Consider the following 15,699-nt stretch of genomic DNA (forward strand, 5'->3'; position numbering starts at 1 on the left):
TAATATTGGAGAAACTGCTAATAATATGTCACTTTAAAACCCGATTCTGCCTACTTTTACCATTCGGGCAACTTTAAAACTGTTTTTCAGAGATGAAAATATTAATAGTGGAAGATGAGCAATCATTGGCTGACGATTTAGTTATGTATCTGGCAGCCGAAGGAAACATCTGTGAATCGGCTTATGACTACTTTACAGCCGAAGATAAGCTGGCAGCCTTCCATTACGACATCGTTTTACTCGATATAAATTTGCCTGACGGGAACGGTTTGCAGCTGTTGCACCAAATGAGAGAGCATGAGCCACCTCCCGGTGTGCTGATCATTTCAGCCCGGGATTCGCTGGACGACAAACTCAAGGGCCTTGATTTGGGTGCCGACGATTACCTGACGAAACCGTTTCATCTGGCTGAAGTGAATGCCCGGGTAAAAGCATTAGGTCGCCGTCGGTTATTTGGTGGAAAAACCGAAATCCGTTACCACGAAATCAGTATCGACCCTGAATCGGGAACAGCCCGAATCAATGAACAACAACCGGATTTGACTCGCAAAGAGTTTGCCTTGTTGCAGTATTTCGTCACCAACCAAAACCGGGTGATGACGAAGGAAGCCATTGCCGAACATTTGTGGGGCGATTACATGGAAATGGCCGGGAATTTCGATTTCATCTATACACACATCAAAAACCTACGCCGAAAACTGACCGATGCCGGTGCCAACGATTACATCCGGACGGTATACGGCATGGGCTACAAATGGAGTGACGAATAAAACAACAAAACGCATATTGGTGAAACTGCTTCGAAAAACCATAGGATATCAACTGTTGCTGACCACCCTCTTTTTTGTGCTGGCCGGATTTGCCCTTTTCCGGATGATTAACGGAATTGAAAACGAAGAGGTGGACGAGAACCTGACGGCGATGCAAATGAATATCGAGCTACAGCTGAAAAAAGGAATGACCGTTAGCGACGCTCCTCCTCTTTTGATTATTCATCGCTTAGAGTCCCCTATAACGAAGGAGTCGGTGAGGATTCAAACCGTTCGGCTCCCCGATCCCATCGAAGGGGACAAAGAATCGTACCGGCAACTAACATCCCGCACAACCATCAACGGTATTCCGTACGAAATCGTCATCCGCAGCCTGCTGGTCGAAAACCGCGACATGGTCATCGCCATCAGTAGCTCTATCGGCCTGGTATTGCTGCTGCTTTTAGCGGCACTGTTGCTCATGAACTATTTTATGTCGAAGCGGTTGTGGGCTCCCTTTTATCACACACTGGGACATTTGAAACAGTTCCGCCTCTCGGGCAGTACACAGCCCCAACCTTCCGGCACCGACATACTGGAATTCCGTGAACTGGAGAATGCCATCACCGAACTCACCAACAAAGTGCGCTCGGATTACCAGGCCCTGAAGTCGTTTACCGAAAATGCCTCACACGAAATTCAAACGCCGCTGGCCATCATTTTGTCCAAACTCGAAATGTTGTTGCAATCGAAAGACCTGTCTCCCGAACAGTCAAAGCTGGTGCAGTCGGCCTACCGGAATGCACGCCGTTTGTCTCAAACCAACCGGAGCATGGTAACGCTTACGCGGATTGAAAACCGGCAATTCAATCAGAATCAACCACTAAAGGTCAGCATCATACTCGACGAACTACTGGAACAACTGGAAGATTTCATCACATCGAAGAAGTTAACGGTCGAGAAAACTTATGCAGCAGAAGCGATCTGGCATATCGATCCCGATCTGGCGCACATTCTCCTGTCAAATCTGCTGGGCAACGCCGTACGCCACAACATCAAGGGCGGTAAGATTCAAATTCGGTTAGAAGGACATGAATTGCAAATCAGCAATAGCGGCAAAGAACCGTCGTTACCCGCTGAGAAAATGTTTGAGCGGTTTCAGACCGGAGGCGAAACAGGAAACACGGGCTTAGGCTTAGCCATCGTGAAAGAAATTGGTGCAGTAACCGGCATGACGGTAACATACGATTACGCGGACAACAACCATATCCTCACAATTCTGTTCTAACTTCAGATTCTATTCAGATTTGAATGGTAACATTGCCTTCGTGTTGAAGTCAAAACAAAAAATCAAATGAAGAATAGCGTATTACCCTACATCATTGTTCTTCTTACCCTTACAGGAATATCGGCTTGCAGCGTGCAGGTACCGAAGGCAGCCAAATCGAACCTGGGCAAAATGTTTCCCGAAGCGACTCAAATCAGCTGGTCGCACGAAAACCTGCACGAATTTGAAGCGGAATTTCAATGGCAGGGACGTGCAACATCGGCTACTTTTGATGAGAAGGGCAACTGGAAGGAAACAGAACAAAGCATAGCACCTGAGCAGTTGCCAACGGCCGTTCAGGAGGCGTTAACAGAAGGTTTTGCCGATTTCGTGATTCAATCGCCGGAGAAGCTATGCTCACAGGAATACGCTGTCGCTTATGAAATGGTGGTAAAAAATAAACAGGCCCGGGTAGAACTGCTTTTTGCACCCAATGGCCAACTCCTGAAGAAAGAGTTGTTGAAAAGTGAGGACGAAGATGTTGACTGATGTACCGGCCAGTGCCGGATGAACAGATAATAAACATGACGAAATTGAAAATTCGGAGTTTACTTTTTTTATGGTTTTGTATCGGGAGTGGAATAGTGCAGGCACAGCCGTCGCTGGATGACTACCTGAATTCCGCATACGCGAATAATCCTTCACTAAAAAGTGGGAAGAATGCGGTGAAGTCTGCAATCATCGACAGTGCGTTGGTGCGCTCGCAGTTTGGTCCCCAAATTGGCTTTCAGGGCGATGCCAGCTATTATCCCACCAATGGAAAGTGGGGCTACGATGTGGCTCTTTCCAATAAGGGAATGTTGGGATCGGTGGTCAACTTCGACCAGGCCATCCCGTTTCAGAACCAGATGAAACCAAAATTGAATGCAGCCTCCCTCACCCGGCAGAAGGCCGTCAATTCGCTTCAGCTAACGCGAAAGCAGATCAAACGAAACGTCACCCGGCAGTATCTGGTCACCTATGGCGACCAACTGCAGTACCGTTACAACCGTGAGGTGTTAGACACGCTGAAGAACGAATCAAACGTGTTGCTGGAACTCACCCGCGCCAACGTGTATCAGCAAACCGATTACCTCGCATTTCTCACCAATGTGCGGAAGCAGGCACTCCTGGTGACTCAGGCCCGTACTCAACTGCTGAACGACTTGTCGCAATTACGGAATTTGTGTGGCATCCCCGATTCAGGTGTCGTGGCACTGCCAGCGCCGCAAATGATTCCTGAAGGCTCGCAAATGACGTCTCCCACCGCGTTCCTGAAACAATATCAACTCGACAGTCTCCGGTTGCTGAATCAGCAGGAAATTAACAAGCAACAATATCAGCCCAAACTGAAACTGCATGCCGACGCCGGCTACATGTCCTCGTTTGAAAAGACGCCCGGAACCAATTTCGGTGGCGGCGCCGGACTGAGTCTCTCCATTCCCATCTACGATGGTCATCAAAAAGAGTTGAAACAGCAACAACTAATACTGCAACAGGAAGATTTGGCGGCACAGCGCAGTTATTTCCAACACCAATACAATCAGCAAATCAATGAACTGTTCCGGCAGCTCGGCCAAATGGAAAGCCAGCAAACCGATGTGAATGATCAGCTGAAGATGGTGAACCAACTCATCCGCGCCAACCGCAAACTGGTGGCACAGGGCACTGTCTCCATTCCGCAGTATTTCATGGTCATTCAGAATTTCATCGATCTGAAGAACGAACAGAGCCTCATCCGTGTTAAACGATGGTTAATCATCAACGAAATTAATTACTGGACGGAATAACCGTTCCGGGAAAACGATATACAAACGAATTTGTCAGGTATGCCATTCATGAAGAAAAATAGTATCCGTTTTTCATTGTCAGCTCAACGCTATTTGCTGGCCGGAGCCATTGTGCTCGCAGCTTTGACTTTCAGCGGATGCGGTCAAAAGAAATCAGCTTCAACTGCCGACCCATCGGCTCCGCTGCCCGAGGTTCAGGTAACCCATGTCAGGCAAGGGACCATTCAACAAACCGTACAACTCAATGCTACAGCCGTCTTCCGTCGACAGCATGTATTGAAATCACCTGTCACCGGATACGTCGTGAAGTCGTTCGCCGAACCGGGACAGATGGTACAGAAAGGAGATCCGGTATTCGTTATCGAGACGAAAGAATCGAGGGCGCTGGGCAACAGCCTCGATAGTCTGAACCGGAAACTCGGCCTGTCGGGAAGGATGACCATCCGCGCCAGCGTATCGGGTTATGTGGCAGCCATCAGTCACCAAACCGGCGACTTTGTCCCGGAAGGGGAACCGCTCGCCACTCTCAACGATAAGAACAGTATGGCTTTTCTGTTGAACGTACCGGTAGAATGGCCATCGATTATTAGCCGAGGCCAATCGCTTCCCGTGCAACTACCCGATGGAAGAAAGCTCAGCGGAGTGGTCACCGAAACGTTGCCTTCCGTTGATCAGGCTGCGCAAACCCGCCAGGTGATTATCCGGGTGCAAAAAGCGGGCGTCGTTCCGGAAGGCCTTATCGCCAAAGTATCATTAGTACAACAGGAAAAAGCGGGTGCCCAAATTCTTCCGAAAGCCGCCGTTTTGGCCAACGAAACAGAAACCCATTTCTGGGTGATGAAGCTGGACGGTAAGGAAACCGCCGTAAAAGTTCCGATAACCACCGGCATTCAGACGGCTGACAGCGTGGAAATTGTTACCCCGCAATTCAAGCCAGCTGACGAAATCCTGACGACCGGCAACTACGGTGTCCCTGACACGCTGAATGTAAAAGTGATTCGCTAATCACGAAACTTTTTCTATCGATGAACACCAAAGACTTCTATACTGCATTTAAAAAACCGGTCACCTTTTTCCTGGCTGTTGTTCTGTTGGGAGGTGTCTATTTTTATTCCAAACTTCAGGTTTCCCTTTTCCCGGAAGTTACATTCCCAAAAGTAAAGGTGATTGCTGATGCCGGACTGCAACCCGCCAACCGGATGATGGTGACGGTAACACGTCCAATGGAAAACGCCATTAAACAGGTCCCCGGGCTGAAGATGATTCGCAGCACTACCAGCCGGGGCAGTTGCGAAATATCGGCATTTCTGGACTGGAACTCGGACATCAGTTTAAGTCAGTTGCAAATACAATCGCGCATCAATCAGATTCGCGATCAGCTTCCCAGCAATATCAGCATCACGGTGGAAAAAATGACGCCTTCCATCCTGCCGGTCATAGGTTACTCGCTGGAGAGCAAATCCCGTTCGCTCATCGATTTGAAATACATGGCGACCTACCAGGTGAAGCCTTTTCTTTCGCAGGCGGATGGTGTGGCTTCGGTGGCTATCCTTGGCGGAAAACAGAAGGAGTACCGCTTCATTCCCGATAGGCAGAAGATGAGCAGCCTCGGCATCACGTTGGCAACATTAAAGAGTCGCTTCGCGGCTACCGGCTTCATCCGCTCCAACGGCTTTCTCCGCGACTACCGGCGACTGTATCTCAGTGTGACGGACGCATCGATGCACGATAAATCGGACGTGGAAAACATGGTGGTGAAGAATGACGGCAACCGCGTTATTCTCCTGAAAGATTTGGGGCAGATCAAGATTGAGAAGGCCACCGAATATATTAAAGTCAATGCCAACGGAAGAGAAGGCGTGCTGGTGAATATTGTGAAACAACCGGGCGCCAACCTGATTTCGACCACCGATGCCGTGCAAAAGAAATTGGCGCAACTGCGGAATTCACTTCCAAAAGATGTGACCATCAAACCGTATTACGTCCAGGCTGATTTCGTCAACAGCTCCATCCGGAGCGTGATGGATGCGTTTTGGATTGGACTGGTACTGGCGATTGTCGTGGCGCTCATTTTCCTGCGTTCGGCGAAAGCCGGAAGCACCATCCTCATCGTCATTCCCATTACGCTGGGCGCTACACTAACGGTTCTCTACACGCTGGGATACACCTTCAACATCATGACGTTGGGAGCGCTGGTGGCAGCCATGGGACTCATCATCGATGATGCCGTGGTGGTCATCGAACAAATTCATCGAACACACGAGGAATATCCTGACGTTCATTCCCGCGAACTGGTCGGCAAAGCTATCCGGTACCTATTTCCGGCCATGGTAGGCTCGTCGCTCAGCACCATCGTTATTTTCATGCCTTTCGGCCTGATGTCGGGTGTAGCGGGTGCCTACTTCCACATCATGACCAACACCATGATGATTACGCTCATCTGTTCGTTCCTGGTGACGTGGCTGGGCTTGCCGGTGGTTTATCTGCTGCTTTCGGGTAAACCCAAAAAGAAAGCGGCCCAACAAGAAGCCCATGTATTGAAACAGCAAACCTGGGTAAAGTTTTTCACTCACCGGGCTTACATCAATGTGTTGATTGTGGTGTTACTACTGGGCGCTATTGTCTGGATTTACCCGCGACTGGAAACCGGTTTCCTTCCGCAAATGGACGAAGGAAGTATCGTGCTCGACTATAATTCTCCTCCCGGCGCCTCACTGGATGCAACCAATAAAATGTTGGATGAAGTCGATAAGATTATCACGGCTGTACCCGAAGTAAGAGCCTATTCCCGGCGTACCGGGGCACAAATGGGCTTCTTCATCACCGAACCCAACCGGGGCGATTATCTGATCGAACTGAAAGACCACCGGAAAAGAACCACGGAAGAAGTGATCAACGATATCCGCCAAAAGGTAGATGCCAAAGTACCCGGACTGACCACCGACTACGGACAGGTCATCGGGGACATGCTGGGCGACCTGACCACTTCTGTTCAGCCTATTGTCATTAAGATATTCGGAAGCGATGACCAAAAGTTGCGGACGCTCGCACAACGAGTCGATACGCTGGTATCGAAGGTGAAGGGTACCGCTGATGTGTTCGATGGTATCGTCATTGCCGGCCCGTCCATTTCGATTGTGCCCAATTACATAGCCATGGCCCGCTACGGCATCACGGCTGACAACCTCCAGTATCAAATGCAGGCTGCTGTGGAGGGAAACGTAGTCGGCGATATCTTTAACGGAAACTATATCTCGAACATCCGCATCATCGATCACGATAGTACCAATGTTGACCTGACCCGGCTGAGGAATCTCAAGGTATTTATGCCGGGTGGTCAGCTTATTCCGCTCTCACGCGTCGCCAATATTAAATTTCACACGGGTGAATCGGAGATTGAGCGCGAAAACCTGCAAAACATGTACGGTGTGACAGCCCGTCTGGCCGGTCGCGACCTGGGTAGTGTCATGAGCGACATCAAAGCGACCATTCAATCCAATTTGGTCATTCCCCATGGTTACAACATTGAATATGGAGGCGCTTACATTCAGCAGCAACAATCATTCAAGGAGTTGCTGACGATTCTGATTATTGCCAGCATGCTGGTATTCGGCGTTATTCTGTTCATGTTCCGGGAACTGAAGGCCCCACTCATCATTCTGCTCATTTCGGTACTTGGGTTATCCGGAGGTTTCCTGGCTCTTTACCTCACGCATACGCCGCTTAATGTCGGAAGTTATACGGGCCTTATCATGATTGTTGGTATCATTGGTGAGAATGCCATTTTCACCTATATGCTGTTCAAGCGCGCCTTTAAGGATACCGGTAAGGTGCATGAATCTATTACTCATGCCATCAGTGTCCGGTTGCGCCCCAACCTCATGACAGCTCTTTGTGCCATCACGGCCCTGGCGCCGCTGGCATTGGGAATCGGTACCGGTGCACAGCTGCACCAGCCACTGGCTATCGCTGTAGTTGGAGGCTTTATCGTAGCCCTTCCGTTGTTGCTGATTGTTTTGCCGGGGTTGCTGAGTCTGACGCATAAGCAAAAATAAGTTTCAGGTTAAAAAGAGCGTTAAGTGTTAGGTTTTAAGAAGTTTTAGATTTTGCTTCGCGGTTCCTGTTGTTCTCCTCCGGTTCATTCGGTAGCGACCAGGTAGGGCCACGATACATCGTGGCCGCCTCGCAACCCGTAGGAGGAAGTTCGAGGTTGTTACTGTTGTTTCGCTTCAAAATTAGTTTCTCTGATTTCCTGCCCCTCCCAGCCTCCCCATTCGGGGAGGAGTAAGAGTATGCGAATCGCAGCACGTTTATCAGCAAATGGTATTATTTTTTGACGTCGACGCCCATATTCTTTGTGGTAACGCTTCCGTTGTTGATTGTTTTACTAGGGCTCTTGAGCTGACGCATAAAGACAAGGAGAAATAGGTTTCAGGTTGGGTTTTATCCCTCACGGGAATCCTCTACGCCGCTGCGAAAACGGTCTATCGAAGTCGAACATCAGAAACGACAGGAACAATAGTTACCGCGAAGTGCAACCTAAAACGACGCAACCGAACCTGGAAAAGGTAACAGCGCGGCCACGATTTATCGTGGCCCTACAGCCCCGGAACAACTTTGACCGTCTAAAGTCTTTCCTCTGGTATCTCAATTCAAAAACTAAAAACTCTTCTAACTACAGAAACCCCCAAAGCACAACCTGAAACCTGTAACATGAAATCCTTTAACCATAGAAACAACAGGAACAACAGGAACAATAGGAACAACAGAAACTCTTCCCAACCTGTAACCTGAAACTTGAAACCTGAAACCTCCGTCGCTTTTCTTATCTTTGCCTCTTCATTCCGTCGTGTGCCATCACCCGGCAACGGCGCCAACAAAACGTTTATCGATGAAAAAAGTCTGGGAAGAATCCTTTAAGATAGCCTCCTACCATCTTGATTTTCAACAGGAGTTAAAACCTTCCGTTTTACAGCAATACTTCCAGGAAGCGGCCGGCAACCATGCCGAGAGCCTGGGAGCCGGTTACGACACTCTCATGGAACGTGAATTGTTCTGGGCCCTGTCGCGCATCCGCATAGAGATTGAACGCATGCCCAAGTGGGGCGAAACCATTCGCATCGAAACTTGGCCCGTGGGAGTCGAACGGTTGTTCTTCCGCCGCGACTTCCGTATGTACGACGAGCAGAACAATGAAATCGTGCGAGGTGCGTCGGGTTGGTTGCTGGTGAACGCGAAAACCATGCGTCCGCAACGAATGGCAGCTCTGGGTGTGGAAATACCCGATAATGCCGGAAAATTCGCGCTCGAAGGTTCCCTGCCCGACCGGATTTCCCTCGAAAATCCCGAGCCAGCGTTCCGGAAAGTGATTCGTTACGACGAAATCGACATGAACATGCACGTGAACAATACCCGTTACCTCGATTGGGTGACCGATTGTTTCGATCGCGAGCATTACGAGCAGAATGCTCTCAGCGCTTTCTCGCTTGAATTCCTATCGGAAGTACGTTGGGGCGATGAGATGGAGATGCAAATTGAGCATAACGGCACCGATGCCCGGGTACAGGCCGTCGAGACCGCTTCCGCGAAAGCGTTATTCAAAGCCGAAGTAGAATGGCGGAAACGTAACTGATGCGCTTTCTGCCGAAAGGCAATTAGCAATAAAAAAACAAACCAATAGCAGGGTGTGTTGCACCGTTGAGTCGATGCCAGGCACCAGTAGTATGGATTACCGTCCTGCCGCACACCGCATCTGCTATTGGCTGCCTGTCATCCCTCAAGCGAAATTATTTCTTCGGGACCTGTGGTTTTGCCTGTTCCAGGAAATACTGGTTCTTCAGTGAGTCCATCTGCTCAAACAGTTTATCCATCTTATCCATGTTATTTTTAAACCGTTTGGAGAAAAAGTCTTTCCGGTAAAAGTCGTACTTCAGCAATGAATCCTGGAAGAACAGATCGTTGAAGAACGGCTCTTCAGAGAATTTATATTTGCCTTTGAAATAGCGTTTGAACTGGGCCACGGCACTATCGCGCATAATCGAATCGTTCTGGAAGTTGGAATAGTAAGATGAATAGAGGGAATCGTATTTGACCAGGTTACCATTTTTATCGTACTTCCTGGTCACTTTGATATCGGTCTGAGGTTTATCCTGATCTTTCATTACTGTTTTCTTTCGCTCCTGTCCGTTGCAGCTGGCAAGTCCGAGTGTCAGCAGGACAGCGACTAACATGAATCGCATCATAACTACACGGTTTTTAAGTTTGACATTCCTGGTATTTGTCGAACGACGTCTTCTGTTTCTCTTCGATGCCCGGATTTCCGCCCGGGAAAACGGAACATATTAGCCTGTTGGGATGAGGTTGACATGTTACGGGATTAGCCGCGTGGCGGCGGCGTATCGACGTGCCAGTAGAGACGCTCGAAAACATGAAAAACCGGATGCGTTAGAAAATGGTCAGAGGCAGGTTGTAGCGGATTGAATAAGCCTTTGTTCATCATCGCTGCGTCCTCCTTCTTTAGGTTTACTGTTTTATCAGTGTCATGCTAAATAGTAGCAAACTTCACTCCATAAACACTGGCATTCAGTCGTCTGTTCGTTAAATGGCGTTAAGAAGGATTAAACTATCGGAAACGAGTCTGGAGTTGCAAAGGTTTCTGTCGTTACTGTAGTTTCTTGTTGGTTAGGGGTTGTTTCCTCTATTCTTTTTCAATCCCGTATACATCGACGGTTAACGAAGCGTATTGAGTCCGGAACAGTGGCGTCATGCCGTTCTTAAGGGCCACGTTAATGGAACGTTGGTTCCGGATATCGATGACGGAAACGAACCGTTGGGTTTCGATGTTCTCCCACCCGAACCGCTTCAGCTGTTGCGCTATTTCGGTTCCATAGCCTTTCCCCCAATACTCGGGAAGAAGTGAATAGCCAATCTCGTATTCCGACTTGCCATCGATTACCTGCGGCAGTATTCCTCCCATCCCGATAAACGCTCCGGTCTCTTTCAGTTCAACCGCCAGGTGTCCCAGGTTTTGCGTCCGGTACCGTTCGAACTGTTTGGTGATCCATTCCTCCGCCAGCACCTCTTTGCTTTTCGACAAGTCCAACCCCAAATACGCCAGGTTGTCGTTGCCCACGAAGAAGTCCACCCACCGGGGGATGTCCGCTTCGGTTAACTTCCGGTACCGCAACCGTTCGCTCTCCTGCTCGAAATAGTTCATGCCGGCATGATTGTATTGGTTCACATCAAAGCTACGAAGGTTTTTAGATAAAAGCGGGATGTTGGCAGGCAGCCAGGGAACGAAGCTCTTTTTAAGCAGAATTTTATGGACCTTGTTTATTGACTCTTATTTTGTTCTTCAGCAATATTAATGGCCACTATGTTTCATGGCTCTTTCATGTCCTTTGACTAACAATTCGTAAAATGCTTTGTCCTTCGACTGAATCTCATTAAACTCTCCCGGAATTGCCTTGCTTGAAGGGTGAATCTCGTTAAAAAAGAAGTAGAAGAAAGACTCTATTTTGTCGTTCGGTTTTCCTTTCAAAAGCCTATACGTCAGACCAACATTTTTTAAAACCTCGGACCGGAGATGATATTGAAAGTAGCTCACGGCATCAGCTTCCCAATGACCTCCAATTGAAATATTGATACACTTTTCCAGCTGCTTCTCTATTGGGATACTGTCCAGATCGAAAAATTCGGGAATGTACTCGTGCCCGTCATATAGTGGAGCAGCTTTTCCATTTTCATAACCAAAAGTTTCCTGAAATTCCCGGAATGAGTTAGGAAATAGTTCAAAGTATTTGCGCTGGTTAACCAGGCTTCTATCATTCTTTAGGTTGGTAAAAGCAGTTTTTAGCTTTTCAGTATTAACTGACTGTCCAAAAGTGTTGATGAACAGAAATGTTAGCAGAAAAGTTAGTAGTGTTTTCATCTGTAGTCGTTTATATATTCATGAGATACTTAAGTGTCTTAATCTTTCTTCCTGCCCACCGGAATCGCTCCAGTTCTCAGAAATAACGAAATCACCTGAATTCTTATTGTTCAATCATAATATGTGGAAGATACTATGCTCAGCCTTTATTTCACATGGTCATATTGCTTCACAAGGTCCGTTAAGTCCCAGGTTCGAAAATCTTCCGATGTAATTTGATGATATACTTTCTCGTTGTCCTTAAAAAGGGAAGCAATCTCTTCTACCATTTTCTGTTTGGAATGGGGAACCCTGATATATTCATCCGTGGTGTCTGATTTGATAAAATAAAAACTCGTCAGACCTGTCACAGCAACTCCCATTAAACCACCGTTATAGTTTTTAGGAGTGGAGGAATAATGACATAAATCGACTTTCCCCTTTACGATTCTCTCCGCAAAAACATGCCCCCTTGAGTTGTAAGGCACACTGGCAAAATATTTATCGCCACAACGAAACCCAATAGCCTCATTGGGATGATATTTTCTCTTCCCTTCAGCAGTCTTTATCTTCACGTTAATTACAATTCCATTTTTTGGAATCGTAATATTTCCGAAAACAGTATCTGCTTTATTGGAAGTTTTAGTAGGCCTTAAAACAACATAGTCACCAGAGGTTTGACTGAATGCAATAGATGAATAAACAATTAATAGAAGAATAAGCAGTTGTCTTTTCATTTTCCTTATTTACCTTTTTACCAGAGCGTTATTTATTTTCTGTATTTACGATGCTAATTGTTAGGTATATTCATCCATATCTTCAACCGGTCGAACTCCTCCGGATGATCATTCAGCCATTTTGCCGCTTCGTCACCGTCCGATTCTGAGATGTAATAACTGAACGGTTTCGTGAGATTCTCATTAGCCATCCGGTAGAAGAACGACACATAGAAGTCCCACCAGAACCCCTTGTGATCTTTCTTCAGTTCGCCCATCACCTTAAAGATGTTGTCGTTGTTCTCGGCAAACAGTTCCAGGTCCGTTTTTCCCTTGTTCTCCTCGAGGGAGTTGGAAGCCTTCGACAAACTGACCATCATTTCGGCAGCGCCAAAATCGGGGTCTTCATCTTCCGGAACCACCACGGAGATGTTCTTCTCTCCTTCCCGGGTGACCCCGTGGTCGATGTAGTTTCTCAACGTTTGGTATTCAACGGCTGACCGGCCGGAGTTAGGCTCGAGCAACAGGAAAAAGTAAAGAGGAAGCATGGCTTTTATCCGCGAGCCTTTCCTCTCCATTATCTTACTCAGAATTAAATGACTGCTGGCATGCGACGGATAATCGGTAATGGCCTTGATGGCTAAATCGTACGCCTTATCGGTTTCGCCGGCGTTAAAACAACAGATGGCATAATTGTAATACACCAGATAGTGGTGGAAATCCTTCGCAGCGCTTTCGTACACCTTCATGGCCTTTTTGGTCTTCCCCTGCATATCCAGCGCATTCCCGTAGGTGATATAGGCGCCTAAAACATTTCCGTTGTTCAGGTCGATGACTTTCTTACTGAATTTCTCTGCATTTTTATAGTCTTTAGCAGCCAGGTAAGAAAAGGCTATTTCGTAATTGGCTACGCTCGAATTGGGAGCTATTTCCAGCACCTTTTGGTAGGTCTCAATCGCCTTCTGGTATTCTCCTTTGTCATGCAGCGCAACGCCTTCACGAATCATATCTTCGACTTTCTGGTTTTGTCCATACGCCAAATGAGTCACGAAGAGAAAAGAGATGAGGATAAGAAGTTTGGTTCTTGTCATGGTTGGTTTATTTGTTTAGGTCATGATATGGCTAAAGATTAGCTTGCGTCTGGCCTGCTTTTTAGCTATTCCTGTTTTTCCTGTCCCAAAATAGCGAAATCGATTGAATTTTTATTGTTCAGCCGGATGTTGTTGAATAGTAGAAACGAGATAGCAGAGGTTTCAGGTTTCAGGTTGTGCTTCGCAGTTTCTATTGTTTCTGTGGTTTCTGTGGTTACTGTTGTTACTGTTGTTACTGTTGTTTCTATTGTTGCGCTCCAATCGACGGTATCACCATTGCGCTCGAAACAAGGAACGCATTTCAATCAGATCCATCTCGCGAGCGCTTTCCCGCACGCAATTCCCTACCCGGAGTTATCACCCCGGGCTAACAATATTTGCCCCACTCCGGGGTCAGGTACCGAGAAGTTGCGGGCAACGGTGTCAGGTCTCTATCGTTAGCAATGTCTCTGTTGTTTCGGCGGTTACAATTGCCCCGTTGCTTTAGCTCGGGGAATAGTAGTCGCGAACCAATTCACGGGCTTTAGCCCAAATATTTTCATTTCGTTCAACGGTTCCCCCATTGCGCTCGAAACGAGGAAGGCATTTCAATTAACTCCATCTCGCGAGCGCTTTCCCACACGCAATTCCCTACCCGGGGCTATCACCCCGGGCTAATAATATTTCATCCCTCCGGGATTTTAACAAAAGAAGAGAAGACATCATCAATAAAGAATTTGACATTCTAAGTTGCGATAGTCTCAATTTCGCCGCCAGGCGAAAGGTGTGTTGGCCCGTCAAAGTCGCCGGAGCGTGTGTTAGCCTTGTGGGAGGACGGATCACTTTGACTTGATTCTTTTTGTTTCGTTTTTCTCATCTAAGGAGAAAAATGAAATCCCGTCCGGAAGGACAACTGATTATTAAAAAGAAAGATGTTTTCAATGTTGCAACATCACCATTGCGCTCGAAACAAGGAAGGCATTTCAATCACCTCCATCTCGCGAGCGCTATCCTTCATCACATCTCTTTACCCCGGGTTGAGACCCGGGGCTAACAATATTTCATCCCTCCGGGATTTTAACAAAAGAAGAGAATATATCATCAATAAAGAATTTGATATTCCAGGTTGCGATAGTTCCAAATTCGCCATCAGGCTATTAAGAATGGCCTTCGAAGTGTATGGCGGTAACGGGTCAAACTGGATTTTTTCGGGAAGGACAAAGGAGCGATGCCTGTTTGAGTCCGACGTTAGGAGGACGAGTTTGCGTCGCGGGACAAAATCCAGATTGGGCACCCGTCGCAATACAATTCACAAGCCTTGACCTTTTCGTTCTTTTGGGTTAAGCCAAAAGGACAAAAAAAGATGTTTTCAATGTTGCAACATCACCATTGCGCTCGAAACAACTATTCCATTTCAATCAATTTCATCTCGCGAGCGCTATCCCACACGCATTTTCCTACCCCGGGTTGAAACCCGGGGCTACCAATATTTGACCCGCTCCGGGGTCAGATACCGAGAAGTTGCGGGCAACGGTGTCAGGTTTCTATCGTTAGCAATGTCTCTGTTGTTTCGGCGGTTACAATTGCCCCGTAGCTTTAGCTCGGGGATTAGAGGTCGCGAACTCACGGGCTTTAGCCCAAATATTTTCATTTCAATCAACGCGAGCGCTATCCCGCAGGCATCTCCATACCCCGGGTTAATCCAAAAGCATCGGGACGGGGCTATAAACGTTTCATCCGGGATTTCTCCTGATGGTTCGGGACTCATTTTTCAATTTTGTTCTGTGTTCATCTGTGGACCACCATCTTGGCGTCCGTTGTGTATAAAACCTCGCGTCCTTCGTGGTAAAAAGTTTAACCACAATGTGCACAAAGAAAGCACAATGTTCACAAAGACATCGATGAATGTCCGGCTGTCCTGCCGTTCCGTTTACTGCCGGCCTGGTAGGGCCACGATACATCGTGGCCGCGTGTCAATCCTGAAATACCGGTGTTTCTGTTCAACGTTAACATATGCGGCGCAAGAACATTTGTGTTTCAATTTTTTTCGAAACATGCGCCTCTTTTTAATGTACTGAATTCAACCTTGGGGCGGCGTCATCGCGACTATTGCCGCTCTTCCTTCCCCCAAGCTATGGACTTACGGTCCTCCAGACCTT

General features: G+C 47.6%; 12 protein-coding genes. 7 read left to right on the forward strand and 5 right to left on the reverse strand.

Annotation, left to right across the window (positions count from 1 at the left end):
- The first annotated feature begins 92 nt into the window (after positions 1 to 92).
- From AC060N_RS13200 to AC060N_RS13230, 7 genes are all read left to right on the forward strand, one after another.
- Positions 93 to 770, forward strand: coding sequence for a response regulator transcription factor (locus AC060N_RS13200; protein WP_479524210.1), 678 nt, complete (start codon positions 93 to 95; stop codon positions 768 to 770).
- Between the two features lie 19 nt (positions 771 to 789).
- A complete protein-coding gene (locus tag AC060N_RS13205) occupies positions 790 to 2,037 on the forward strand; it encodes a sensor histidine kinase (RefSeq protein ID WP_479524211.1) in 1,248 nt (415 codons plus the stop codon).
- Positions 2,038 to 2,103: 66 nt separating this feature from the next.
- Positions 2,104 to 2,565 (forward strand): PepSY-like domain-containing protein, encoded by a 462-nt coding sequence (locus tag AC060N_RS13210; protein ID WP_479524212.1) that lies wholly within the window; start codon positions 2,104 to 2,106, stop codon positions 2,563 to 2,565.
- A gap of 35 nt (positions 2,566 to 2,600) precedes the next feature.
- Entirely contained in the window at positions 2,601 to 3,845 is a 1,245-nt protein-coding gene (locus AC060N_RS13215) for a TolC family protein (protein WP_479524213.1), read from the forward strand.
- A gap of 48 nt (positions 3,846 to 3,893) precedes the next feature.
- Positions 3,894 to 4,850, forward strand: a complete 957-nt coding sequence (locus tag AC060N_RS13220; protein ID WP_479524214.1) for an efflux RND transporter periplasmic adaptor subunit — start codon at positions 3,894 to 3,896, stop codon at positions 4,848 to 4,850.
- A gap of 20 nt (positions 4,851 to 4,870) precedes the next feature.
- Entirely contained in the window at positions 4,871 to 7,900 is a 3,030-nt protein-coding gene (locus tag AC060N_RS13225; protein WP_479524215.1) for an efflux RND transporter permease subunit, read from the forward strand.
- An 836-nt stretch (positions 7,901 to 8,736) separates the two neighbouring features.
- Positions 8,737 to 9,477 (forward strand): acyl-[acyl-carrier-protein] thioesterase, encoded by a 741-nt coding sequence (locus AC060N_RS13230; RefSeq protein WP_479524216.1) that lies wholly within the window; start codon positions 8,737 to 8,739, stop codon positions 9,475 to 9,477.
- 154 nt (positions 9,478 to 9,631) lie between these two features.
- Here AC060N_RS13230 and AC060N_RS13235 read toward each other — a convergent pair whose 3' ends face one another.
- From AC060N_RS13235 to AC060N_RS13255, 5 genes are all read right to left on the reverse strand, one after another.
- The gene (locus AC060N_RS13235) at positions 9,632 to 10,087 is read right to left on the reverse strand and encodes a hypothetical protein (protein WP_479524217.1); all 456 of its coding nucleotides are present in this window, start codon (positions 10,085 to 10,087) and stop codon (positions 9,632 to 9,634) included.
- A gap of 455 nt (positions 10,088 to 10,542) precedes the next feature.
- Positions 10,543 to 11,085 carry a GNAT family N-acetyltransferase gene (locus AC060N_RS13240; RefSeq protein ID WP_479524218.1) on the reverse strand — a complete coding sequence of 181 codons (543 nt, stop codon included), beginning with the start codon at positions 11,083 to 11,085 and terminating at the stop codon, positions 10,543 to 10,545.
- A gap of 123 nt (positions 11,086 to 11,208) precedes the next feature.
- Positions 11,209 to 11,775 carry a hypothetical protein gene (locus AC060N_RS13245; protein WP_479524219.1) on the reverse strand — a complete coding sequence of 189 codons (567 nt, stop codon included), beginning with the start codon at positions 11,773 to 11,775 and terminating at the stop codon, positions 11,209 to 11,211.
- Between the two features lie 146 nt (positions 11,776 to 11,921).
- On the reverse strand, positions 11,922 to 12,491 hold the full coding sequence (locus AC060N_RS13250) for a hypothetical protein (protein ID WP_479524220.1): 570 nt from the start codon (positions 12,489 to 12,491) through the stop codon (positions 11,922 to 11,924).
- Between the two features lie 53 nt (positions 12,492 to 12,544).
- The gene (locus AC060N_RS13255; protein WP_479524221.1) at positions 12,545 to 13,561 is read right to left on the reverse strand and encodes a tetratricopeptide repeat protein; all 1,017 of its coding nucleotides are present in this window, start codon (positions 13,559 to 13,561) and stop codon (positions 12,545 to 12,547) included.
- Positions 13,562 to 15,699: the final 2,138 nt, after the last annotated feature.

This window comes from Prolixibacter sp. DSM 2831, assembly GCF_056493735.1.

What these genes read in the sequence shown, in the direction of transcription:
- AC060N_RS13200 (WP_479524210.1), top strand. Translation starts at nt 93, where the DNA reads ATGAAAATATTAATAGTGGAAGATGAGCAATCATTGGCTGACGATTTA.
- AC060N_RS13210 (WP_479524212.1), top strand. Translation starts at nt 2,104, where the DNA reads ATGAAGAATAGCGTATTACCCTACATCATTGTTCTTCTTACCCTTACA.
- AC060N_RS13215 (WP_479524213.1), top strand. Translation starts at nt 2,601, where the DNA reads ATGACGAAATTGAAAATTCGGAGTTTACTTTTTTTATGGTTTTGTATC.
- AC060N_RS13220 (WP_479524214.1), top strand. Translation starts at nt 3,894, where the DNA reads ATGAAGAAAAATAGTATCCGTTTTTCATTGTCAGCTCAACGCTATTTG.
- AC060N_RS13225 (WP_479524215.1), top strand. Translation starts at nt 4,871, where the DNA reads ATGAACACCAAAGACTTCTATACTGCATTTAAAAAACCGGTCACCTTT.
- AC060N_RS13230 (WP_479524216.1), top strand. Translation starts at nt 8,737, where the DNA reads ATGAAAAAAGTCTGGGAAGAATCCTTTAAGATAGCCTCCTACCATCTT.
- AC060N_RS13235 (WP_479524217.1), bottom strand. Translation starts at nt 10,087, where the DNA reads ATGATGCGATTCATGTTAGTCGCTGTCCTGCTGACACTCGGACTTGCC.
- AC060N_RS13245 (WP_479524219.1), bottom strand. Translation starts at nt 11,775, where the DNA reads ATGAAAACACTACTAACTTTTCTGCTAACATTTCTGTTCATCAACACT.
- AC060N_RS13250 (WP_479524220.1), bottom strand. Translation starts at nt 12,491, where the DNA reads ATGAAAAGACAACTGCTTATTCTTCTATTAATTGTTTATTCATCTATT.
- AC060N_RS13255 (WP_479524221.1), bottom strand. Translation starts at nt 13,561, where the DNA reads ATGACAAGAACCAAACTTCTTATCCTCATCTCTTTTCTCTTCGTGACT.